The organism is Murimonas intestini (assembly GCF_024622195.1).
Taxonomy (GTDB): Bacteria; Bacillota; Clostridia; order Lachnospirales; family Lachnospiraceae; genus Murimonas; species Murimonas intestini.
Genome location: NZ_JANKBI010000024.1, coordinates 1 through 22641, shown reverse-complemented (window position 1 = coordinate 22641; position 22641 = coordinate 1). Strand labels below are relative to the sequence as shown.

Genomic DNA, 22641 nt, shown 5'->3' with positions numbered 1-22641 from the left:
TTGAAGAAAAAAAATTTAGCGCGATTTGCGGCAATAGCAGCAGCAGTGTCACTTGTATTATCAGGAAGCAGCACAGCGGTACAGGCCACGGACAGCCAGATAGATGGAGCTGAGCAGATAGAAGATGCGGGGGCGCAGGAAGAGGAAAACAGCAGAAAAATACAGCCAATGACTATTGAAGAGGCTGCGGAGTATCTTGCAAAAGCAGCAGATGACTACAATCCATCTGTTACAAAAGAAGAATTATTAAAAGGCTATGAGGGGACAGAGAATCAGAATATAAACCGTATACAGGCCCTTGTCATGATAAGCCGCGCCTTTGGCATCCTTCCTGAGCCTAAGGGCAATAATGCCAGGATCAGTGATGCTGGCGCCGGTTATTCAGATATACCCAAGGATGCGAAAAGTGAAGTGGAAAATCTGCTGAGGGGCGGTGTCCTCACGAGTACAGAAGACGGAAAGCTGAATCCCGAAGAAGAGATGGGCAGCACTGAAATAGAGCATATTGTCAGAAGGATATATGCACTCTTCGGTAACAACCTGAAAGATGATTTTTACAATACCGTAAATAAAGATAACCTGGATAATAAAGAGATTCCTTCAGGGGAGACAGATGCAGGCGGCACCTATGACCTGAGTAAAAAAGTGCAGGATCAGGTGAACGAAATTATCAAAGGCATTGCAGAGGGTTCCGGATATGAAGAAGGGAGCATGGAGCAGAAAATAAAGACCTTTTATCAGAGTGCAGCAGATTTTGAGACAAGAAATAAACTGGGTGCAGAGCCCATAAGAAAGTACCTGGACGCCATTGACGCAGCAGGAAATGTGGAGGAGCTTTCAGATTCTCAGGTCCTTTCAGCAGAAGAGATCGCCAGCGGCGGTATGTTCGGTTTTGTGAGGATGACAGATTTCAGGGATCCTAAGAAGAGTGTGGCTACAGTTATGAGTCCCATACAGCCTCTTCTGCAGAAAGAAGAGCTGGAATCAAAATCAGGGAAGGACTATGATGCTTTAATGGAACTCTATGCTACGCTGCTGAAGCTGGGCGGTGAGACTCAGGAAGAAGCTGAACGGCATTTAGAAGAGTATCTTAAGTTTCTGAATGCCTATTATGAAAATGTTCCCGAGCCGGAGGATTATCTGGATACAGAAAAAATGAATAAAATAGTGTCCCCTGAGGAACTAAAGCAGATGATGCCCCATGTGGATGTGGAAGCTGTGATCAGAGGAAATGATGGGAAACTGCCAGAAGAGATCAACATTATGAGCCCTGCTGAATTCGAGGGATACTGCCGGCTTCTGGAAGGCGGAGAGTATCTGCCGGGTATAAAGACAGCTGTAAAGCTGAATCTTCTGTCAGCGCAGTACCTGAATCTAAGTGATGATTTCAGACAGGCGTATAATAAATATAATGAAGCAACGATCGGCCAGGCAGAAGATACCAGCACTCCGGAAGAGATAGCCTGCGCCCTTGTAGAAAATTCCCTTGGAGAATATATAGACAGGCTGTATGTGGAAAAACATTTTTCGCCTGAGGCAAAACAGAATGTAGAAGAAATGATAGAGGGATTCATTGAAGTATACAAGGAAAGGATCCAGAAGCTTGACTGGATGGGTGAGGAAACTAAGAAAAATGCAATCGAAAAACTGGAGAGTATGAATTTTCTGATCGGTTATCCCGATGAGTGGGAGGATACTTTAAGTGATCTGAAACTGACAGATAACTTTTTCCAGAATCAGGTGGAAATTTCCAAGATCACTCTGGCAAAGATGGAGGAGGAGAGAAAAGACGGACAGAATAACAGGGGAGAAAAAATAGCCATGCCTCTCACTATGGTAAATGCGTATTATGATCAATTTTCTAATACCATGTGTTTCCCGGCGGCCATCCTGCAGGCCCCCAACTATGATGTGAATGCATCCCTGGAAGAGAATCTGGGAGGTATAGGTACAGTTATAGCCCATGAGATCACCCATGCGTTTGACAATAATGGCGCCAGGTATGACAAAGACGGAAAAGAGCGCCAATGGTGGACTGATGAGGACTATGCAAAATTTGAAGAGCTCTGCAGAAAGGCGGAGGCATTTTATGACGGCTGGGAGTCTGCTCCTGGAATTGAGATCAGCGGAAAAAATACACTCGGTGAAAATATTGCAGATATCGGCGGAGTAGCATGTGCCCTTGAGGTGCTTAAAAAATCAGAAAACCCTGATTATGATAAATTCTTCCAGGCTTATGCCAGGTCCTGGGAAAAATCTACTACCAGGGAGAGATCAGAAGCTCTTGCGTATGCAGATGAGCACAGCTCGTCTAATCTTAGAGTAAACAGGGTACTGTCTAATTTCCAGGAATTCTATGATACTTATGGTATCAGTGAGGGCGATGGAATGTATGTGCCCGCAGATGAAAGAATCAATATATGGTAAAAGAAAAGGCCAGGTAAATTTAATGCTGCCCTCCGGAAACAATGTATTCCGGAGGGCAGCATTTTAGCTGTAATTATATCAGATACTCTGCTCATTCATTTCCGGCTCACTCATCCTCCTGGGCATTCAGCATTCTGTATTCACCGGGAGGCATCCCTGTTTTCTGCTTGAACCTGCGGATGAAGGATGAGGTGTCCAGGTATCCCACCTGCTGTGCCACGCTGCTCAGAGGGAGTTTCGTGGAAGTCAGCAATTCCTTTGCTTTCTCTATGCGCTTCTCAGCCAGATATTCGATGAAGGTCATGTTCATGACAGACTTAAAGGTCTTGCGCATGGTAGATTCCGATACGTGGAATTCATCTACAAGGCAGGTCATGGAGAAATTACAGTCCATATAGTGAAGATTGATGTATTGCTCCAGCTGCTGCTTCAGTTCCCTGTCTGCTGTCTCATTTTGTTCCCGTATGCTGACAGAGAGAACGGAATTTACATTTTGATGGAGTATCTCTGTGATCTGCTCAAAAGAGGTGAGCCTTGCAATATTCATAATATTGTGATATCCGATGGTCTTTTTGTAAGGCAGGGACTGGGCCACCACAAGTGAGTCCGCCAGGATGCGCATCAGATCATAGCAGACATATTTAGCTACATATACGGGTGTATTATTGCTGTGCAGGTATTCCATGATCTGGTCCAGCACCATATGCACCTTTTCGTCATTTCTGGCTTTTAAAGCAATCTCAAACTGCCTTGTCATCTCTTCCGGGTACCAGTTGTGGGAATAGCCTGAAACACCGATTTGAGAGAAATAAATAATCTTGCCGTATCCATAGACGATCCTGTAGTCCAGGGCTGTCAGAGCTTCCATATAGGATTTGCCCAGGTCTGCCGTCATTTCGCAGAGGTTGCTGCAGCCCATATTCAGTTCGAACCCAAAGTATTCGTGGAGATTGTTATAAAAGACCAGCAGATTATTGTGGAGTTCCTCGTCTTCGGCCCGGTCAGAGCAGGCTACGTAAATTATCTTTTCATTCATTTTGTCAACAAATCCATAACAGATGATCCCGCAGGGCATGTGTTCTTCACTATAGCTGAGGATCTCTTCCAGGATCGCTGTTTTTTTCGTCAGCCCGTTCTGGCTGGAGTCCACGATCGATGTGGCCAGTATAAATAAATAGCGGCCGTGCAGGTAAAGGTCAGCAAATTTTCCTTTCTCATTAAATTCCTCCAATGAATCAAATTCATCCTTGATCAGTGCAGTCAGCAGAGACTTTCTGTATGCAGGGAGGGACGTCTCGAGATTCTGATTTAATTTCTCCTGTTCATTTTTAATAGTGATCAATGTGTTCTTAACACGGTCAAATTCATTTATCTTTGTCTGCTCAGGCTCTGAGCCGGTGTAGTGCAGCACCTCCGCTATGGGGCGGTAGCTGTCCCGCCAGAACAGCACGATGATCCCGCAGCCTATGAGTGAGAAAGCTGCCAGAAGGATCACATAGAGCAGGCTTATATTTTTCACTGACTGGTTCAGAGACGCCAGGTTCCGTTCCAGCACGATCTGGACAAGAGAGTCCGGCGCGGAATAGACAAGGGTCAGATGGTCTCCTGTCTTGTATGACTGAAGCGCCTCCTGGTAGTCCTGTTCATAAACAGACTTTTTTGGGGAAAAGTCCCCGCCAGAGGCTGCACTGCTGTGGATAAGCATTCCATTATAGTAGATTTCCAGTACATCCTGTGAATCTTCAAGCAGCTCCTGTTCTGTCTGTGTGATATTTGCAGACGGAATAGTATAGATGGCAGTACTGAAGTAGGAGTTTGCCAAAGGGATAAAGACAGTGACAAAAGACTGGCTGGAAGCATGTATGGCACAGGGCTGTTCCGGCAACCCCTCCGGCTGGGAAAGCCTGTCAGTCAGCTCATAAAAGTCGCTGCTGTCAAAACTCGCATACCGGTATATCTGGTCAAAATAAAGTGAGGGGCTTGCTGTGCCCGCGGAAAAGTAGAGCTTATCTTCTGCCGGGGAATATAAAGCTATGTCGGTCAGGTAGCTGCTGTTGAGGATATAGTTGTCAACTTCATAGCATACAGCCATTTTTTCAGTTGTTGTTATTGACTGTTTTTTGACTTTCAGGTCCTTGTTGCTTAACAGATGGGTGGAGATCCTGTGTATCTCCTCAAAAATCAGTCCCATATTGTAAGAAGACTGCTGGAATAACTGCTGGGAGGAAGTTATGTAATTTGTTTTTTCCACATCCTGGATCTTAGAGAGGAAAAAGACACTGGCAGAGATGAGGGGAACAAAAAAAACGATTATAAGATTGAACAATAATTTATATTTGTACCTCATGTTTCCGAAAAATTTTTTCACCATAATTCCCCGCCCCTTCCATTGATGTTCCACAGAATCATTATAATAATGCATAAAAATAAATGCAAGCAGGAAAGTTTTGGTATCGGAAATGCATATTAACCGAAACTGCAAATGTCGGAAATGTCAATTTAAAATGGGAATTGCGCGTTGATTTTGTGCATAATGTGCAAGATAATGTGGGTGTACCGAAGCAGTGCCTGTACAGGGGGAAATCAGCAGGACGGCGAAGGAAGGTACAGATACATATAAGTGCTCGGAAAGGAGAGGGACATGAAAGGAAGAAAAAAATATCCTGTGGTGAGGGCCAGGCATAAATGGAAGAATATGGATTTGTTTTTGCTGTTGTTACCCGCTATGATACAAGTGGTTATATTCAGATACTGGCCCATAGCAGGAATACAGATCGCGTTTAAGAATTTTTCCGCCAGAAAGGGGATCTGGGGAAGCGCCTGGGTGGGATTGAAACACTTTATTACATTTTTTAACTCCTATAACTTTTGGGAGGTGCTTGGGAATACGCTTACATTGAGCCTTACAATGCTGCTGTTCTCGTTTCCTATCCCGTTTATATTTGCCCTGTTTTTGAACAGGCTGAGTCCCAGGTTCAAAAAAGTGCTGCAGACTGCCAGCTATGCTCCCTATTTCATTTCAACAGTAGTGTTAGTGGGGATGCTCTATAACTTTTTCTCGCCTTCTTCTGGCGTTGTGAATCTGGTGGGACAGAAGATAGGTATGGAACCTGTCAATTTTATGGGAAAAGCTTCCTGTTTTGTGCCCATGTATGTGGGTTCGGCCGTGTGGCAGACCCTGGGGTACAGTGCTGTCATCTATATAGCGGCACTGGCAAATGTGAATCCGGAGCTGTATGAAGCGGCAAAGATAGATGGGGCCAGCAAGTTCCAGTGTGTCATCAATATCGATGTGCCAAGCCTGATACCTACTATGCTGATCCTGCTGATCATGCAGATCGGACAGATCATGAATATCGGATATGAGAAGGTCTATCTGATGCAGAACGCACTGAACCTCTCCAAGTCGGAAATCATATCCACATATGTGTATAAGCTGGGACTGCAGCAGGCCCGTTACGACTTTTCTACTGCGGTGAATCTCTTTAATACGGTGATCAACTTTGCTGTGCTCATGGTGGTAAACCGTGCCGCCAAGAAGATCAGCGGCACCAGCCTTTGGTAGAGGGGGAGAGAAAATGAAGAAAAGAGTAAATGGGGCAAGTGCGGAAAAGAGAAGGAAGGCCTCACGGCCTGACAGGATTTTTGATGTCACGAATACAGTTATCATGGTTATCGTGTTCCTGATCATAGTATACCCGCTGTACTTTGTGGTGATCGCATCTGTGAGTGATCCGAATCTTGTGAACTCAGGCAAGGTCATACTGCTCCCAAAGGGGTTTAACCTGGATGCCTACATACATATCCTGACAAATAAAAATATTTTAACTGGTTTTGCCAATTCTGTGCTGTACACCTTAGTATGGACAGTCCTGGCAGTCGCCATCACGGTTCCGGCGGGGTATGCCCTGTCCAGAAAGGATCTGCCGTGCAGGAAGTTCTGTACCCTGTTCTTTGTATTCGTGATGTATTTTCAGGGAGGGCTTATACCTACATATCTGGTGGTAAAGGATCTAAAACTGCTGGATTCTATGTGGGCCATTATACTTCCCACCTGCCTGTCTGTCTACAACCTGATTGTCTGCAGGACATTCTTTGAGGGGACTCTCTCTGAAGAGCTCCTGGATGCGGCCAGGGTGGACGGGGCCAATAACCTGAAGTTTTTCTTTAAGATAGCCCTGCCGCTGTCAAAAGCGCTTGTGGCGATCATGGTGCTGTTTTATGCGATACAGCAGTGGAACTCATATTTCGATGCCATGATATACCTGAATTCAAAGGAGCTGTTCCCGCTCCAGCTGGTGTTAAAGGATATCCTCATCCAGGCCCAAATGAACAGTTCAGGGGCTTTCGGGGATGCCGAGAGCGTGGCGGCCATGCAGAGGATAGCGGAGCTGGTGAAATATTCATCTATAGTGGTGGCCAGCCTGCCAATGCTGATCCTTTATCCTTTTGTACAGAAATATTTCGTGAAAGGGATCATGATCGGTTCTGTAAAAGGCTGACAGGCAGCAGATATAATCAGATACACAGCTGAAACATTTTAAAGAGCAGTAATAATAAAAATCAAATAAAAGGGAGGATTTTACATGAAACAGAAAAAAATTGCAATGATGGTGGCGGCAGCCATGGTTCTGTCACTCACAGGAGGAGCAAAGGCAGATGCAGCCGGTGATACAGCGGCCCGGGAGGGACAGATCACCTTTCCGCTGGAAGAGAAGGAGGAGATAAACATCTGTGTCCAGGCGCGTACCCTGCACACTACCCCATTTGACGATATGCCCTTTGTAAAAATGATGGAAGAGATGACAAATGTCCATGTAAACTGGACGGAATATCCGGAAACAAGCTGGGGTGAGAAGATCAATCTGGATTTTGCCAGCGGGAATCTGGCGGATGCCTATATGACATGCTACGGGATGGACGACAGCACTTTTATGAATTATGCTGCAGACGGTTCGGTGATTGCCATTGATGAGATTCTTGAGAGGCAGGCTCCCCATTTAATGGCAAAGTTGGACCAATTTCCTCAGGTAAGGGCACAGGCGACAGCGCTGGATGGCCATATCTATGGACTCCCCAGATATGAAAATGAGGGCAATGATATTCCAAGTTTTATGTATATTAATAAAAAATGGCTGGATGAACTGAACCTGGAGATTCCTAAAACAACAAGTGAATTAACAGAAGTGCTCAGAGCGTTTAAGGAACAGGATCCCAACGGGAATGGGCAGGCTGACGAAATCCCGGTAGCAGGTATTGGAGACTTTTCAAAGCAGGATTATTCATTTTTTAATATGTTTGGCATGTTTGGAGTAGCCACAGACATGAACGGGCTGATCATTGAAGATGGGACGGTAAAATGTGCCGCCACTCAGGAAGGCTGGAAGGACGCCTGTAAATACTTTGCAGAATTGTATCAGGAAGGGCTTCTCGACAATGAGACATTTACCCAGGGTGAGACGCAGGTTACTGCAAAAGGCTCCGGCGAAGATGAAAAAATAGGCCTTCTTATGGGATGGAATGCAACAAACTACGTGGGAAGTACATACGTATCTGATTATGTGGCAATCCCTTATCCGTCAGCGGAAGGGTATTCAGCAAAAATGTATAAAAACAATGTGGGCTTAAGCTACAATAACTTCTGGGTCACAAGTGAATGCGAAAATCCTGATCTTGTTATCGCATGGCTGGACTTTATGAACAGCAGTGATGTGATGAGTGTTCAGGCATCATATGGGATGATTGAGGATGGGGAGAATAAATATAATCTTCATTATAACGAAGACGGGGCTCTGGAATACTGGACAGCTTCGCCGGAAGGCATGACCTTTGGAGAATACCGTCATAAATATTCTCCTGCCACAAGCGCCTATGTCATACATGATATAGCAGATATGGCCCAGAAAAATATTTTCCTTGGAAATCCAAACAACATGGCAAAGGCTGCTGAGTGCAGAACATTTGATGATTATGCCATAGCGGAGTATATGCCTGTAGTGAAATTTACAGACGATGAGGCAGAGACACTTGCCAACATAAAAAACAGCATTCTTGATCAGATACTTCAGATGTCAGCAAGATGGATCGCAGGAGAATCCAATATTGATGAGGACTGGGATTCTTACATCAGTTCACTAAACGGCGTAGGGCTGGATGAATATATATCTATTTACCAGGAAGCGTATGACCGTTATAAAGAGCAGCAGTAAAAAGCAGCTGAGGGCTGTTCCGGCACAGCTATGCAGCCGGAATGGCCCAAAGAAAACGGAGGGGAAAAAATTATGGATGTGATGAAGCGTAAAATCGGGAAATCAGGCATAGAGGTCAGCGCAATGGGAACCGGCTGCTGGGCAATAGGAGGCCCTGCTTTTGAAAAGGACGGGACGCCCATAGGCTGGGGAGATGTAAACGACGAAGATTCTCTCAGGGGCCTTCAGACTGCAATGGATATGGGAATTACTCTGTTCGACACTTCTAATATGTATGGGACAGGACACAGCGAGAGCCTGATCGGGCAGGCTATAAAGGGCAGGCGGGATAAAGTGGTCATCTCCACGAAATTTGGCTGGGTGTTTGACCCGGTGACGAGGACAAAGCTGGGTTGGGATGTGAGCCCTGCTTATATCAGGAAATCATGCGAGGATTCCCTGAAACGCCTGGGGACGGATTATATAGATGTGTATTTCCTCCATGTCTATTTCTATGACAGGGAAAAGACGGAGGAAGTGAGGCAGACGCTGGAGGAGCTTGTGCAGGAGGGGAAAATACGTACCTATGGATGGTCTACAGATGATGTGGACAGTGCAAGGGTATTTGCTCCGGGACCCCACTGCGGCGCCGTACAGCACGGACAGAATATTTTTGAGGACAATGCTGCCATGCTTGAGCTGTGCGATGAATATGACCTGGCCAGCTTCAACAGAGGGCCGCTGGCCATGGGGCTGCTGACAGGAAAGTTCAGGCCGGAGACTACACTGAAGGATAATGATATACGCGGGAAAAATGCACCTGAGTATATGAAATTTTTCAAGGATGGAAGGCCAAATCCTGAATTTCTGTCAAAGGTGGAAAGCATTAGGGAGATACTGACAGAAGGCGGAAGGACTCCGGCACAGGGAGCGCTGGGATGGCTGTGGGCGAGAAGCCCAAGGACGATCCCAATACCGGGATTTAAGACTCCGAAGCAGGTTATGGATAATGCGAAAGCTCTTGAGTATGGGCCTTTGTCAGAACAGCAGATGGAGGAGATCAGCAGAATCCTGGATGGGATGAGATAACTAAAAGGCAGTAAGAAATTAGATATATGGAGAAGGAGAGAGAAGATGCAGTATAAATGGAAGAAACAGAAGAGTACTCTGGGGACTTATGTAATGTACGATACCGGGAGAAATCCGCAGAAGAATTATGGCAGGCATGAGGATGGTGTGATCTGCTTTGAAGCCACTATAGACAGGGCTGTATTTATGTCAAAGGTAGATGTGCAGGGATTCGGGGGAGCAATACTGTTCGCGGATAATGAGGAAAAAGGATATGAGCCGTCAGAAGAAATCAGAGATTTCTGGAGGGAGGCCACAAAAAGCAGGCTCTTCAGAGTAAAACGCCATCTGGAAGAAGCGGCAGGAAAATATAATCTGGAGCTTGAGGGAATAAGGAAGAGAATAGGCAGGGCAGAAGAACTTCTCTTATCTCTTACAGATGAAGATGTAGAAAAAGCGCTCTGTGAAATACTCAAAGCAGGTGAGCAGTTAGTTCTGCTGGAGGCACAGATAAAGATATCTGACAGGGGAGACAGGGATGATTTCTGCTTTATGGGGTGCATGAAAGGATTTACAGATGGAGGGGATGTATTTAAGAAGTATTTCAGCAGGCTGTTCGGGGAAGCTGTGATACCTACACACTGGGGATGCGTGGAGCCAAACGAAGGTGAGAAGCATTACGACATGATATTTGAGATGCTGGACTGGTGTACAGAAAATAATATTCCGGTGAGGGGCCATGCACTTGTCTGGTTCAGTGACTGGTGGGAAGGGGAAAACTGGATGGCCAGGTATGGCAATCACGACTATGAGGCTTTTAAGAAGCTGGTGGTTGAGAGAGCTGAATATATGTTATCCAGCAGGCCAAATGCATTTACTTATGTAGATTTCAATGAGCCCCTTCAGAGCAATCCATTTAATTTTACATTTGACCAGCATTTTCAGATCTGTAAAGAAGTCTACCAGGTCATCCGGAGATTATCTCCGAAAACAAAGCTAATGGTGAATTTTTATGATGAATGGCAGGGAAATTACGGGTTTGATGAAAATTCCATCCCGGAAGTGAGGGACTGGAAAAAGAGCTACGGGCTGCCGGAATCTGTGCCCAACAGGTATTGTGTGTCCATCGCTGATTTTCTTGACAGATGTAAGCAGGAGGGGATAAAGGTGGACGTGCTGGGACTGCAGTTCCATGATTATCCATACGATCTGTTTAATACTATGGAAATGATAAATTGGTGGCATGACAGATACCACCTGCCGATCCAGCTCACAGAGGTGTCTACTCCTTCAAATACCGGCAGATGCAGGTTCCACATGGGCAACAGGCCCGTACCTGTCACAAAGTACTGGCACAGGCCATGGGATGCCCGCCTTCAGGAGGAATGGTACAGGAAGTTTTCCACTCTCTTTTACAGTATGGACTGTGTGCAGGGCGTGACATGCTGGAGCCTGTCCGATGAGCCGGCGCAATGGGCAGAATTTCTGGCCGGACATCCAAATGAAAAATTCAGGCTTCAGGCGTTTGATTTTGATGGGCTGCTGGACTATGAGAATAATCCTAAACCTGCATACTACGGTCTGTGCGAGCTGACGGAGGAGTGGAACTTAAAGACAGGTGATAAGCTGCGGCCAAAGACTGAAGCTGACTGAGGAGATTAACAGATGAAGATTACAGAAGTCAAAACAATTTTAACATGTCCAAAGCAGAATTATCTGTTTATCAAGATAATGACAGATGACCCAAAGATCTATGGCATCGGGGATGCATCCCTGAATGGAAGAGAGAAGGCGGTGGAGGATCTCACACTGGAATATTTAAGGCCCATGCTGATAGGGATGGATGCTGACAATATTGAGGAGATCTGGCAGTTAATCTACAGGGGCTCCTACTGGCGGGGCGGGAATATCATCATGAGCGCTCTGTGCGGGATCGATATGGCTTTGTGGGATATCAAGGCCAAAAGGGCAGGACTGCCCCTGTACTCCCTGCTGGGAGGAAAGGTGAGGGACAAGGTGCTCTGCTACTCCCATGTGCTTGGAAAGACAAATGAAGAGAAGATAGAGAAGGCCGCCAGTTTTGTGAAAGATAAGGGGCTGAAGGTCATCCGCTTGCGTGCGGGTCTTCCTTCGGCAAACGGGACATTAGGCAGTGATGCCGTCCAGAACATGCCTAAGACAGAGGACTGGGATCCGGAGTTCTGGGCAGATGCCATGATAGACTACTTTATCAGGATCAGAGAAGTAGTAGGCAGGGAAGTGGGAATTATCTTCGACCTGCATGAGCGCTTCAGCCCCGAGAGGGCAGTGTATATCATGAATAAGCTGGAACCCTATAATCCGTTTTTTATAGAGGATCCCATAGCGCCTGACTGTGCGGAGAGTCTGAAGTCTGTCAGAGAACACACAAATGTGCCTATTGCTTTCGGAGAACTGTACAAGAGCCGGTGGGAATGCCTGCCCGGGATCACGAACAGGTGGCTGGACTTTATACGCTGTGATATCATCCGTATCGGCGGCATAACAGAGGCGAAAAAAATACAGGCTATCGCGGAGACTTATGACATCAAGACAGCATGGCATGGTCCGAATGACGTATCGCCTGTCACTCATGCAGTCAACTGGCACATGAATGTATCTGCCTATAATTTCGGGATCCAGGAGGACGGGACTGTGGATGACACAGTAAAGGAAGTGGTAAAAGGCGGACCTGTCTATAAGGACGGCTATCTGTATATGGAGGATGCGCCGGGCATCGGCTGCGACATTGACGAGGATGCTGCCAGAAGATATCCGTATAAAAGAGCTTATATTCCTGTCTGCCGCCGTCCTTTGGACGGCAGCCTGTGCGACTGGTAGGAGATGAAAGGAAAGAAAAATCCAGAGAAAAGTATTGTCCGGGCCGGCCGCTTCCATGGCCGCTGTCTGGTTAAGAGTAAACAGGAGGGGAAAATGAAAACAAGGCAGATAGGCAAATCAGGTATTACGGCTTCAGCCATCGCGCTGGGTACATGGTCTATGGGCGGGGATGCCCAGTGGGGGGCGCAGGACGATGAGGCGTCCTTAAAGGCGATACATTCTGCTGTGGAGCATGGGATTAACACCATCGACACAGCGCCTGCATATGGATTTGGCTACAGTGAAAGACTGGTTGGCAGAGCGATCAGGGAAATTCCAAGAGAGAAGCTGGTCATACAGACAAAGTGCGGATTCTGGTGGAGGGATGATGAGGGCGCTGTCATAATAGAACGGGACGGAAAGGTGTGCAGGAGAAATCTCTCAAGGCGGGCTATCATGCTGGACGTGGAAGAAAGCCTGAAAAATTTAGGTACAGATTATATAGATGTGTACATAACGCATCACCAGGCCAGAGAGCCATTTTTGGTCCCGGTATCGGAGACTATGGATGCCCTTATGGAACTGAAGCGCCAGGGAAAGATCAGGGCAGTTGGAATTTCAAATTGTTCCGAAAAGGAGATCAAGGATTACTTAAGCTACGGGGAAATAGATGTGCTTCAGGAAAGGTTCAGTATGCTGGATCAGGACAAGGCGGACAAGTATCTGCCCGTCTGTCAGGAAAATTGCATTACATTTGAGGCGTTTTCTCCCCTTGAACAGGGGCTTTTGAGCGGTAAGATCGGCATGGACTATGTGGTGCCGGAAGGAAACCTACGCAACAATATCAAATGGTACCGGACAGAACTGAGGCTCCGTATCATAGAGATGCTGGACGGCTGGAAGGATCTGTGCAGAAAATACGAATGTAATACAGCTAACCTCGTAGTGGCCTGGACCTCTGCAAAGGCTGAAAATCTGATCATCCTGGGAGGAGGCCGGAAGGAAGCTCATGTCCTGGATTATATTAAGGGCGGGAACATAGAGCTGGAGAAAGCGGACGCAGAAAGGATGAACCGGGATATTGCGTTGGCGGGAGGAAGTACTGAATGAAAAAGGGTGCCGCAGGGCAGGAGGAAGTACTGCATGAAAAAGGGTATCGCAGGGCAGGAGGCAGTTTAGTATGAAAATAGGGTTTGTGGGGCTGGGTACAATGGGCGGCGCTATGTGTGCCAATATTGTGAAAAAACACCAGGATAAGGTCTATGTATATGATGTACAGGAGGAACGTGTCCGGGAGCTTGAGGCAGCAGGGGCCATAGCATGTGAAAGCAGCCTGGCAGTGGCAGAGAGCAGTGATATCATCATCACTATGGTTCCCAGGTCTGAGCATTCGCTGGCAGTGTGGGAAGAGATGCTTCCTGCGCTGACCCGGGATAAGACGGGGATCGATATGAGTACCATTGACCCTGACGTTTCCCTTAAAATAGCCAGGCTTGTACAGGAAAGGACAGGGGCCGGATTTGCGGACTGTCCCGTAGTGAAATCAAAAGCTGCGGCCATATCAGGAAAATTGGGAATATATGCCGGGTGTACAGAGGATGTTTTTGACAGGATCTATCCCGTCCTGTCCTATATGGGGGAAAATATAATCCGTATGGGAGAAAATGGGAAAGGAATCATTATGAAAATCTGCCAGAATGCACTGTCCCATGAAATACAGGCAGCGGTAAACGAAACACTTACCCTGGCACAGCTGAATGGGATTAGTGTAGATGACTTTGCCAGGGCTGTCTCATATGGAGGAGCCAGAAATTATTATCTGGAGAGTAAATATGAGGCCATCAGGGACGGCGATTATGAACCGGCATTTCCTGTGGAGTATGCCCTGAAGGATCTGAAGATATGTGAAAGGCTGAGCAAGTCCTGCAACTTTTCCATGCCGGCGCTTTGCCAGGCGATAAGCATTTTAAATAAGGCAGCAGATATGGGACTGGCTAAGGCGGATAACTGTGCGTGTATAGAGGCAGTGCGCCAAGGAACTTCGCTTGATAAGAACAGTAAAATGCAGCAAAAGAAACAGTGAGAAAGGGAGCATGGACGTGAAAGAGCAGGAAAAAGAGCGGGATTACAACGTTTCGGGTCAGGCCAGACAGCGGGATTACAGTATGCTGGGCCTGGATGGACAGAAATGGGAGGGGACGGTCCTGCTCACCGGGGAGGCGGATATTTTTTATTTCACAGGCTTTTATACAACAGCCAGAAGGCCGAAACAGATTGGCATGACTGCAGTCATATTGGCTTCTGGCGTTAAAAAGTTTGTGTATCCCCGTAAGTGGCAGGGACAGATAGAGGAACAGGAGCTTTCAGGTCTTGGTGAACCTGTGCCTTATGAAAATACAAAGGAAGCTTATCTGGAAACATTAACTGAGCTTTTGCGCAGGGAGGATATGTCTCTTCTATGGATTGTATATGACCAGACGGACCTGCCCACATACCTGGCTCTGCGTCCGCTGGCCCGGATGATAAAAGACATAGGCCCAAAGATGGCAGAGCTTCGTCTGATAAAATCACAGGATGAAATAAGAAGAATAAAACAGGCTGCGGCCATAGCTTCAGATGCCATGGAGTATGCCAAAACTTTCTTAAGGGCTGGAATAACAGAGCTGGAAGCAGCTGCAGAAATTGAGTACCATATGCGCAGGAACGGATCCGATGGTGTGCCTTTTACTATGAAACTTATATCAGGCCAGCGCTCTGCGGTGGTAACGAGGGTTCCTGAAAATAAGAGGATAAAAAGAGGCGATCTTGTACTGCTGGATTTCGGAGCAAAATACCTGGGATATTCATCAGACTGGACGAGGACCTTTTGTATCTCAGAATGCACGAAAGAGCAGAGAAGCCTTTATGAACTGGTGAGATATATGGAGTCGGAGTGCATCAAAATGGTGAGGCCGGACCTGCCCATGCAGGAGCTGATAAAGAAAGCAGCTGATATTGCAGCCGGACATCCGTATGGAAAGTATTTTAACCCGCATCTGGGGCACAGCGTGGGGATTACCAGCCATGAATGGCCGACAATTGATGAAAATGTGAGCGGAAGGCTTCAGGAAAACATGGTGATAACCATTGAGCCGGGAGTGTATGTTCCGGGGCTGGGAGGCGTCAGGATAGAAGATGAGGTACTTGTAACAGAAAGAGGATATGAAATCCTGACAGGGTTAAAAGAAGAAACTTTTGTTTTGAGTTGAAAGGAGAAATTATGCTGAAAACAGGATGTGTGAATCCGGAAATAATAGCCGCGCTGTCAAAATGCGGGCACGGGGATAAAGTATTGATAGGAAGCGGGAATTTCCCGCTGGAGAGCCAGACAAATCCACAGGCAGAGAGGATATATATGAATCTCTCCCCGGGGCTGCCCACGTCCTCTCAGGTTCTGGAGGCACTTCTGCATCTGATAAATGCAGAAGGAGCAGAAGTCATCTGTCCGCCGGACCTGCAGGGAGAACCGGAGGTTTTTCTGGATTATAAGAACTTACTGGAAAAAGTGGAGCTGAAAAAGTATTCCAGAGATGAATTTTATGAAGCATGCCGTTCTGGCTCAGTGAGGGTCGTGATAGAGAGTGCGGACCAGAGAGCTTTTTCTAATATTCTTCTCACCGTGGGGGTGGTGCGGCAGGGGACCGTCAGCACCATATGAGGATACATATTAAGGAAGGAGAAGAATTTTTATGCGTGTAGCAAAGCTGACAGAGGTACAGAAAATAGAGGTAACAGAAGAGGTTTTTAATAAAAAACCTGCCAGGGGACAGGCAGTGGTGCAGGTGAAGGCTGCGGGCATCTGCGGGACTGACTTCCATATATTCAGGGAAGGACGGGCTGACGTAGAGCTGCCGCGGGTCATGGGCCATGAACTGGCCGGGATCGTAGTAGAGACAGGGGAGGATGCAGCCGGGTTAAAACCGGGTGACCGTGTAGTAATGGATCCTGTCATTTCCTGCGGACACTGCAGGACCTGTGTGTCAGGACATGAGAATGTCTGTGAGGATGTGAAGTGTTTTGGAGTCCAGATGGATGGAGGGTTTCAGGATTATATTATAGCGGATGCCAGAAGGCTGTATGTATTTCCGGAAGATCTGAGTTTTGAGGAGGCGGCATTGGCAGAACCATTTTCTGTGGCGTCTAATATCCTGTGGAGGACACAGCTGAAAGCGGGTGACAGGACAGTGATCATCGGGGCCGGAACGATCGGTCTGGCAGTGCTGCAGGCGGCAGCAGGCCTGGGGGCTTCGGTGCTCATATCCGATATAGAAGATAAGAAACTGGAAAGGGCTGCGGCCTTTGGAGCGGACAGGACAGTGAATACACGCAGAGAGGACTTGAAAGAAGCGGCAGAGAGCTTCTTTCCGGGCGGCGCTGATGTGATCATTGACGCTGTAGGGGCGTCCGCTCTTACTCAGTCAGCTGTCGAACTTGCGGCTCCCTTTGCCAGAGTGGCAGTTATCGCATTTGACGGGAAGCCTATGGAGATCCCTCCTGTATACATAACAAAAAAGGAACTCACTCTTGCGGGCTCAAGGATGAACTGCGGGCGTTTTCCGGAAGTTCTGCAGTGGATGAAGGAAGGAAAGATCCGTCCAAAAGAAATAATAACGGCTGTCTATCCTATTGAAGAGATACAGCATGCTTTTGAGGAAATGATGAAAGGTGACAGCGCTTCTGTAAAAACCATAATCAGTTTTTAGGCGGAAGGAAAACAGTTAAAGAATGGGAGAAATTGGGAATGTACAGTAAAAATATGTTTTCACTGGAAGGGAAGACAGCACTTGTGACAGGCGCTTCCTATGGGATTGGCTTTGCAATTGCCTGTGCTTTTGCAGCGGCAGGGGCAAAGATCGTGTTTAATGATATTAACAGGGAACTGGTAGAGAAAGGTCTGGCTTCATACAGGGAAAAGGGGATAACTGCCTGCGGATATGTGTGTGATGTCACAGACGAGGATGCTGTAAACAGTTTTGTAAAAAGAGTTGAGGCAGAGGTCGGAGAAATAGATATCCTGGTAAATAACGCAGGAATTATTAAAAGGATCCCGATGACAGAGATGACTGCAGAAGACTTCCGAAAGGTGGTGGATGTGGATTTAAATGCCCCATTTATAGTTTCCAAGGCCGTCATACCGGGGATGATCAGGAGAGGACATGGAAAAATCATCAACATCTGTTCTATGATGAGCGAACTGGGGAGGGAGACAGTGTCAGCCTATGCGGCTGCAAAAGGCGGCCTGAAGATGCTGACAAGGAATATCTGTTCAGAATACGGTGAATATAATATCCAGTGCAACGGAATCGGGCCGGGATATATTGCAACACCTCAGACAGCGCCGCTCAGGGAAAAGCAGCCGGACGGCAGCAGACATCCCTTTGACCAGTTTATCATATCCAAGACGCCTGCCGCCCGCTGGGGTTCCCCTGAGGATCTGATGGGACCTGCGGTATTCCTGGCGTCAGAAGCTTCAGATTTTGTAAACGGGCATATCCTGTACGTGGATGGAGGCATCCTGGCATATATAGGGAAACAGCCATAAAGGAATGATGCGCAATAATGCAAAGGAGGCATGGATGTGAATCGAGAGTATATGGAAAAAGCACTGTCACTGGCCGGGCGGTACGCTGCAGTCACTGGGGCCAGTTCAGGTATCGGACGCGGGATCGCAGTTTCACTGGCCGGGTTTGGGGCGCATGTGACACTGCTGGGCAGAAACCGGGAAGGCCTGCGCCAGACAGAAGAATGTATCAGAGAGGCGGGGGGAAGCTGTGACTCTGCAATTATAGATATATCCGATGCGGACGCAGTGCGCTGCTTCTTTCAGGAATATGACAAAAGCGGGCATCCTCTGGATATCTTTGTGGCAAATGCAGGCATCAATGTCCGGGCAGAGCTTCTTGATACCACAGATGAAGAGATGGAAAGGCTGCTGGATATCAACTATAAAGGAACCCTGTACGGTGTTATCGAAGCCGGAAAGCGCATGAAAGAACAGAAAAGTGGGAATATAGTCATTATCTCATCAGTCAATGGAATAAGCGCCATGCCGAATCTGGCGGTGTATTCCAGTATTAAATATGCTTTGGAGGGGATAACAAGATCTCTGGCATCCAGCCTTGGCCCATACGGGGTAAGGGTCAACAGCTGTGCACCCGGAGTCATACTATCCAAAATTAACGAAGCCATCTATTCAAAACAGGAAATACTGGATGCAAAGCTGGAATCCATACCGCTGGGGAGAATCGGAAGTCCAAAAGACATCGGGGATATAGTGGCGTGTATGGTGAGCGATGCATTTAGTTTTATGACAGGTACCACAGTGCTGGCTGATGGAGGGGAGCTGCTGCGGAGAATGCAGAGGCAGTGAAGGGGATATAGATTGCTTCCAATTTTCTGCCCCCTTACTGCTTGAAGTCATGGTTCTCAGTCCTTTCATTCAATCTATTTATCTAAAATGGGAACAAAAAACCACCCCTGTTCTTTGCATAAAACAAAGACCAGGGGTGGTCTTTTTGTTGTCTGTGGATTAAGTTATCAGCAAAATAGTGTTTCTGAAAAACGTGTGAAATCAGGCATAAATATATCGAAAAAATGTACAAAAACAAAGTTGTAACCACGGGAAAAACGTGTTACACTATACAAGAACACATAGAAAGGGGGGTGATTGTCTTGAAGCGCAACGCTATTAAAGATTTAATACAGTGGAAATCCAGTGAAGACCGCAAACCTATGGTGCTAAAAGGTGCCAGACAGGTTGGGAAAACATGGATTATGAAAGAATTTGGAACGAGCTATTATGACAGCTTCGTGTATTTCAACTTTGATGAAGAACAGGAACTGAAATCCATCTTTGAGACGAATAAAACCCCACAACGGATTGTTGAACTGCTTTCCCTGATTGCAGGAGAAAAAATTGAACCGGGGAAAACGCTGATTGTCTTTGATGAGATTCAGGAATGTCCCTCAGCTCTCAATGCCCTAAAATATTTTAAGGAAAAAGCAAATGAATACCATGTGATTGCAGCGGGCAGTTTTCTGGGTACACTCCTTGCACAGCCAAAATCTTACCCGGTTGGCATGGTCAATCTTCTTGACCTCTACCCATTGACCTTTGACGAATTTTTGGAAGCGACGGACCCAGCCTTATATGCATACTATTTAAGTATTACGAAAGAACAGCACATTGAGGAAATATTCCACAATCGCCTGCTGGAAGCGTACAACAATTATCTTATCATCGGCGGTATGCCGGAGTGTGTCACTTCCTGGATAAAATATAAAGACCCGGCCAAAGTTTCCCGCATTCAAAGAGAACTGATTGAAGTCTATGAAAATGACTTCTCCAAGCATAATGGCAAGGTCAACAGCGGGCGTATCCTCATGGTTTTCAGAAGCATCCCCACACAGCTTGCCAAACCAAATGAGAAGTTCATGTATGGAGCTGTCCGTGAAGGCGGCAGGGCGCGTGATTTTGAAGAAGCAATCGAATGGCTTGTATCTGCCGGTATGCTGAACCGTGTGTACAATGTCTCTAAGATGGAGCATCCGCTTTCCGCTTTTGACAAGCTGGATTGCTTTAAGCTGTTCGTCTTTGATACCGGCCTGCTCAAACATATGGCCGGTATTGATAATAGTGCAATCCTCTTAAAGACTGATTATCAGTTTAAGGGGCCGCTGACTGAAAATTACGTTTTACAGCAGCTTCGTGGTCAGTTTGAAGTGGAACCGCGTTATTTCTCTGACAAAAAAGGAGAGATTGATTTTGTAATTCAGTACGGCACGGAAATTATTCCAGTGGAAGTAAAGGGCGGTGAAGATAAATCTGCACCATCGTTCAAAAGCTATATTGCCGAACATGAACCTGCCCATGCACTTCGTTTATCAAAGCGCGGATATTTGAAAAATGGAGCGATTACTAATTTTCCGCTTTATCTTGCAAAAAAAATAAAGGACTTGCTGTAAATGATGCCCCTTGCAGCCGCTGCGAGGGCCTGTGTACAGCATAGAGGTGGATATGGCAAAGTTTGGGAATTATGATGTTGAAAATATGGAGGTGCTGTGTGGTCTGGGAAAGGCGATCTCTTCTCCAGAGCGTGTGGAGATCTTGCAGCTGCTGTATGACAAGAGCCTGATTATCGGAGAGATAGCAAGGCAGATGAACCTGCCTGCCTCAAGTACAGCCTATCATCTGAAGATCCTGGAGCAGGCAGGCTTGATCCGTATGGAGGAACAGCCCGGAACAAGAGGAGGCCAGAAGCTTTGTACACGTAAAGTAGACCATGCCATCATAGATCTGGTACGCAAGGATATCAATATAGACGAGGTATACAGCGTAGAGATGCCGGTGGGGGCTTACAGCCGCTGCGAGGTTACGCCTACCTGTGGTTTGTGCACAACGGATGGTACAATTGGAAATGAAGATGTAGAATATTTCTTTTATACGCCACAGCGATTTAAGGCGGGGATGCTGTGGACGTCCTCCGGCTATGTTGAATATGAGTTTCCAAATGGTGTTCCCAAGGGGAAAAAGCCGAAGAAGATTTTAATTTCTATGGAGATCTGTTCTGAAGCTCCGGGATATCGGGAAGACTGGAAGTCGGACATTACTCTCTGGATAAACGGGAGAGAATGCGGGACTTTTACATGTCCTGGTGATTTCGGAAAGAGAAGAGGACGGCTGACTCCGCCGTGTGTTGCGAATGGTTCCAGCCAGTATGGCCTGCAGACTGCCTGGGAGATACAGCAGAAGGGAACATTTATAAATGGTGAGCAGGTTTCGATGATTTGTGCAGAAGACCTGGATCTGGACGGCGCCCCATATATCACTGTGCGCATTGGGAATAAGCCGGATGCGGTATATATCGGCGGTTTTAACCTGTTTGGAAAAAATTTCGGCGATTACAATCAGGATATAGTGCTTAATATTGAATATTGATGGAAACTGTCTTGAGATAAATATCAGGGGCTGTAAAAAACTCCTTAATTAAGAATCGCCAGATCCAGTAAATTGCTGGTTCTGGTGATTCTTTGTTTTTATTCTATTGTGTTTAAGTAAAAGAGCAGTAAAGCCTGAACCATTTTGATTGATCCATGAGGCTGCCTTTTTAAGACAGCCTATGACTTGTTGTTATTCTTCTGTTTCTTTCTTGCGTTTCCTGCTTTTTAGGAGTGCGGCCGTTCCGGCGGATAACGCCATTAGCATTGCCCACAATCCGGTAGTTGTGGTGTCACCTGTTTGTACAGCGCTGTTCTTATCATTTTTCGTGGTGTCGGATGCTTTCTGCGTATCTGTGTTGTCAGACGGCTTTTTATTCTCTACTGTATAAGTCCTTGTAACTGTTCCTGTATAATTCCCTTTAAATGTGATCGTGACAGTGACTTTGCTGCCGTCCTGCTTCTTATTAACATCATAGTCAGTGCCCCTTTTCAGCTCCTTGTCGCCATCCTTAATGACAAGATTCTCTACATCCTTATCACTCTTAATGTAAGGTATGACAATCTGGCTGTTATTGTCTATATTCTTTGGAGTGATCGTAAAGGCACGGGTAGTTTCTACCCCAGCATAGTTGTCTGTGCCTGTGACAGCTGCCTTCACATACCAAGTGCCTGCGTCAATCGGAACGGTATCTGTATAGACTCCTTTTTCTGAATCACTGTAAGTAAAAATCACATCACCGAAAATTGCCTTAGCTGTTGGAGATACTGCCTTTTCCCCATATGTCCAGCCTGTCATAGCAAGGTCCTCTGTCCAGCCGTTAGCTGCCTGTGATATTGTAAATTCCTTTGTAGCTTCTAACGCTGTATAGTTGTCTGTGCCTGCGACAGCTGCCTTCACATACCAAGTGCCTGCATCAGTCGGAACGGCATCTGTATAGGCTCCTTTCTCTGAATCACTGTAAGTAAAAATCACATTACCGAAAATTGCCTTGGCTGTTGGAGATACTGCCTTTTCCCCATATGTCCAGCCCGTTATAGCAAGGTTCTCTGTCCAGCCGTTAGTCGCCTGTGATATTGTAAATTCCTTTGTGGATTCTACCCCTGTAAAGTTATCTGTGCCTGTGACAGCTGCTTTCACGTA

Annotated in this window: 18 protein-coding genes; 16 read left to right on the top strand and 2 right to left on the bottom strand. The window is 46.6% G+C overall.

Features of this window, described 5'->3' with window-relative positions; translation table 11 throughout:
- Positions 1-2427: a M13-type metalloendopeptidase gene (locus tag NSB28_RS22920; RefSeq protein WP_257497717.1), complete on the top strand. Its 2427-nt coding sequence runs from the start codon at positions 1-3 to the stop codon at positions 2425-2427.
- A 106-nt stretch (positions 2428-2533) separates the two neighbouring features.
- On the opposite strand, the gene NSB28_RS22915 is transcribed toward NSB28_RS22920, so the two are convergent.
- Positions 2534-4798 (bottom strand): response regulator transcription factor, encoded by a 2265-nt coding sequence (locus NSB28_RS22915; protein WP_257497716.1) that lies wholly within the window; start codon positions 4796-4798, stop codon positions 2534-2536.
- Between the two features lie 270 nt (positions 4799-5068).
- Here NSB28_RS22915 and NSB28_RS22910 point away from each other — a divergent pair, with 270 nt between their 5' ends.
- The 15 genes from NSB28_RS22910 (at position 5069) to NSB28_RS22840 (ending at position 21498) form a co-directional block, all read left to right on the top strand.
- Positions 5069-5992 carry an ABC transporter permease gene (locus NSB28_RS22910; RefSeq protein ID WP_109627020.1) on the top strand — a complete coding sequence of 308 codons (924 nt, stop codon included), beginning with the start codon at positions 5069-5071 and terminating at the stop codon, positions 5990-5992.
- 13 nt (positions 5993-6005) lie between these two features.
- Complete coding sequence (locus tag NSB28_RS22905; protein ID WP_109627017.1) at positions 6006-6929, top strand: carbohydrate ABC transporter permease; 924 nt, start codon at positions 6006-6008, stop codon at positions 6927-6929.
- An 84-nt stretch (positions 6930-7013) separates the two neighbouring features.
- On the top strand, positions 7014-8636 hold the full coding sequence (locus NSB28_RS22900) for an extracellular solute-binding protein (protein WP_109627015.1): 1623 nt from the start codon (positions 7014-7016) through the stop codon (positions 8634-8636).
- Positions 8637-8708: 72 nt separating this feature from the next.
- Positions 8709-9704, top strand: coding sequence for an aldo/keto reductase (locus NSB28_RS22895; RefSeq protein ID WP_257497715.1), 996 nt, complete (start codon positions 8709-8711; stop codon positions 9702-9704).
- A 45-nt stretch (positions 9705-9749) separates the two neighbouring features.
- Positions 9750-11336 (top strand): endo-1,4-beta-xylanase, encoded by a 1587-nt coding sequence (locus NSB28_RS22890; RefSeq protein ID WP_109627013.1) that lies wholly within the window; start codon positions 9750-9752, stop codon positions 11334-11336.
- A 12-nt stretch (positions 11337-11348) separates the two neighbouring features.
- A complete protein-coding gene (locus NSB28_RS22885; protein WP_109627011.1) occupies positions 11349-12542 on the top strand; it encodes an enolase C-terminal domain-like protein in 1194 nt (397 codons plus the stop codon).
- Positions 12543-12635: 93 nt separating this feature from the next.
- On the top strand, positions 12636-13631 hold the full coding sequence (locus tag NSB28_RS22880) for an aldo/keto reductase (protein ID WP_109627009.1): 996 nt from the start codon (positions 12636-12638) through the stop codon (positions 13629-13631).
- Positions 13632-13701: 70 nt separating this feature from the next.
- Positions 13702-14604 (top strand): NAD(P)-dependent oxidoreductase, encoded by a 903-nt coding sequence (locus tag NSB28_RS22875; protein ID WP_109627007.1) that lies wholly within the window; start codon positions 13702-13704, stop codon positions 14602-14604.
- A gap of 10 nt (positions 14605-14614) precedes the next feature.
- Complete coding sequence (locus tag NSB28_RS22870) at positions 14615-15769, top strand: M24 family metallopeptidase (protein ID WP_257497714.1); 1155 nt, start codon at positions 14615-14617, stop codon at positions 15767-15769.
- Between the two features lie 11 nt (positions 15770-15780).
- Positions 15781-16218, top strand: coding sequence for an RbsD/FucU family protein (locus tag NSB28_RS22865; RefSeq protein WP_109627003.1), 438 nt, complete (start codon positions 15781-15783; stop codon positions 16216-16218).
- A gap of 31 nt (positions 16219-16249) precedes the next feature.
- Positions 16250-17263 carry a zinc-dependent alcohol dehydrogenase gene (locus NSB28_RS22860; protein ID WP_109627001.1) on the top strand — a complete coding sequence of 338 codons (1014 nt, stop codon included), beginning with the start codon at positions 16250-16252 and terminating at the stop codon, positions 17261-17263.
- Positions 17264-17301: 38 nt separating this feature from the next.
- A complete protein-coding gene (locus tag NSB28_RS22855) occupies positions 17302-18102 on the top strand; it encodes a gluconate 5-dehydrogenase (protein ID WP_109626999.1) in 801 nt (266 codons plus the stop codon).
- Positions 18103-18132: 30 nt separating this feature from the next.
- Positions 18133-18930, top strand: a complete 798-nt coding sequence (locus NSB28_RS22850; RefSeq protein ID WP_257497713.1) for an SDR family NAD(P)-dependent oxidoreductase — start codon at positions 18133-18135, stop codon at positions 18928-18930.
- A 302-nt stretch (positions 18931-19232) separates the two neighbouring features.
- Complete coding sequence (locus NSB28_RS22845) at positions 19233-20525, top strand: ATP-binding protein (protein WP_257497712.1); 1293 nt, start codon at positions 19233-19235, stop codon at positions 20523-20525.
- 52 nt (positions 20526-20577) lie between these two features.
- On the top strand, positions 20578-21498 hold the full coding sequence (locus NSB28_RS22840) for an ArsR/SmtB family transcription factor (protein WP_109626997.1): 921 nt from the start codon (positions 20578-20580) through the stop codon (positions 21496-21498).
- Positions 21499-21690: 192 nt separating this feature from the next.
- Here the strand turns inward: NSB28_RS22840 and NSB28_RS22835 are convergent.
- A partial coding sequence (locus NSB28_RS22835; protein WP_257517615.1) for a PcfB family protein occupies positions 21691-22641 on the bottom strand: 951 nt, incomplete at its 5' end.

Coding starts and splice junctions, on each gene's coding strand:
- NSB28_RS22915 (WP_257497716.1), bottom strand. CDS start 4,798: ATGGTGAAAAAATTTTTCGGAAACATGAGGTACAAATATAAATTATTG.
- NSB28_RS22910 (WP_109627020.1), top strand. CDS start 5,069: ATGAAAGGAAGAAAAAAATATCCTGTGGTGAGGGCCAGGCATAAATGG.
- NSB28_RS22905 (WP_109627017.1), top strand. CDS start 6,006: ATGAAGAAAAGAGTAAATGGGGCAAGTGCGGAAAAGAGAAGGAAGGCC.
- NSB28_RS22900 (WP_109627015.1), top strand. CDS start 7,014: ATGAAACAGAAAAAAATTGCAATGATGGTGGCGGCAGCCATGGTTCTG.
- NSB28_RS22895 (WP_257497715.1), top strand. CDS start 8,709: ATGGATGTGATGAAGCGTAAAATCGGGAAATCAGGCATAGAGGTCAGC.
- NSB28_RS22890 (WP_109627013.1), top strand. CDS start 9,750: ATGCAGTATAAATGGAAGAAACAGAAGAGTACTCTGGGGACTTATGTA.
- NSB28_RS22885 (WP_109627011.1), top strand. CDS start 11,349: ATGAAGATTACAGAAGTCAAAACAATTTTAACATGTCCAAAGCAGAAT.
- NSB28_RS22880 (WP_109627009.1), top strand. CDS start 12,636: ATGAAAACAAGGCAGATAGGCAAATCAGGTATTACGGCTTCAGCCATC.
- NSB28_RS22875 (WP_109627007.1), top strand. CDS start 13,702: ATGAAAATAGGGTTTGTGGGGCTGGGTACAATGGGCGGCGCTATGTGT.
- NSB28_RS22870 (WP_257497714.1), top strand. CDS start 14,615: ATGGACGTGAAAGAGCAGGAAAAAGAGCGGGATTACAACGTTTCGGGT.
- NSB28_RS22865 (WP_109627003.1), top strand. CDS start 15,781: ATGCTGAAAACAGGATGTGTGAATCCGGAAATAATAGCCGCGCTGTCA.
- NSB28_RS22860 (WP_109627001.1), top strand. CDS start 16,250: ATGCGTGTAGCAAAGCTGACAGAGGTACAGAAAATAGAGGTAACAGAA.
- NSB28_RS22855 (WP_109626999.1), top strand. CDS start 17,302: ATGTACAGTAAAAATATGTTTTCACTGGAAGGGAAGACAGCACTTGTG.
- NSB28_RS22850 (WP_257497713.1), top strand. CDS start 18,133: ATGGATGTGAATCGAGAGTATATGGAAAAAGCACTGTCACTGGCCGGG.
- NSB28_RS22840 (WP_109626997.1), top strand. CDS start 20,578: ATGGCAAAGTTTGGGAATTATGATGTTGAAAATATGGAGGTGCTGTGT.